General features: G+C 48.9%; 2 protein-coding genes. Both read left to right on the top strand.

What is annotated here, in order from left to right:
* The first annotated feature begins 82 nt into the window (after window positions 1-82).
* Entirely contained in the window at window positions 83-763 is a 681-nt protein-coding gene (locus JX325_RS17250) for a hypothetical protein (protein WP_204792235.1), read from the top strand.
* Between the two features lie 109 nt (window positions 764-872).
* Window positions 873-1188 (top strand): hypothetical protein (locus tag JX325_RS17255; RefSeq protein WP_204792236.1); only part of this gene is annotated, 316 nt, incomplete at its 3' end.

Below are 1188 nucleotides of genomic sequence, written 5' to 3' on the forward strand. Positions count from 1 at the left end.
CATTGCTAACAAGAGATCAGCAAGGTGTCTATTTTTTTAAAAAACCTAGCGAAGCGCCTGCCGCTTCGAGAATGGAGTAATCATGAAATCGATTTTTAATGGCGAAAGAACGGATTGTCCAATGGACAACTACATCAAGACGCATGGCACCATTGCAGGCTATGCCGGCCATTTCGAAAGTGCCTGGGAGAAGACGTTTGACTCCTTTTTGCTCTTTGTATGGTCGGTGCTGAGTCAATGCGCCTGGTACTATCTTCCTTGCAACTTCGTATTCGACCTGTACCTTGGCTGGTATAAAAAGTGCCGCTTTTTGAATAAGCCGCTGTCCGACACGGAATTTTTCAGCCGGCTGGAAGATCTTACGCATGATTTGGATTTTCCATGGGGAGAGGGTCCTTGTGGCAATGACGAAGAATTCATTTTATGCGCTATGGGAAAACCAGAGCCAATGATTAGCGAATATGGACTGACCGAGTGGACTCAGTTCCAGTTTGGTATAACCGCAGACAACTTTAACTCTTTTACCGATGTTGAGTCCTATTATGGACTGCGCCGCGTGCCGCAACCCCTTTCGTTGAAGCCGGACACGCTGCCTTCCACTCTGCCTGTGGCACCTTCTGCTCCGACTATGGCGCCTCCTGCTCCGACTATGGCGCCTTCTGCTCCGCCTATGGCGCCTTTCGTTCCGACTATGGTGCCTCCTGCTCCGCCTATGGCGCCTTTCGTTCCGACTATGGCACCTCCCACTTCTGATGCGAGCTGAACCGCAATAAAGATTCCATGGGGCTGGGGGAATACGATGAAATCCTTCCCCCAGCCCTGCCTTTCCCCCAAATTGGATTAAAATACGATAGTTTGAAAGGACATTTTTTGTGAAAATCGCGACCAGAGGTAAGAAGGCGTATATTCAAACGCCTTACCACAGCACATTTGTAGCGAGAATCAAGCAGATTAGCGGCGCAAGATGGAATCCGAAAAAGCGCGCATGGGTTGTTGATGTCGAGTTTCTTCCCCTTGTCCGCCAGATTATGGACGAAATATTTGGAGAGAGTGATGTTCCGGCAGAGGGCGAACGTTACAATATCAAACTCACCTTCCATAGGGACATTAGCAGCCGTCCCCTTGACGGCGTGTATTTCTTCGCAAAATGCCTGGCTTTTGCGTATAACTATGGCTGTCTCTTATACA

Origin of the sequence: Oscillibacter sp. CU971 (assembly GCF_905219725.1) — a bacterium.
GTDB lineage: Bacteria > Bacillota > Clostridia > Oscillospirales > Oscillospiraceae > Oscillibacter.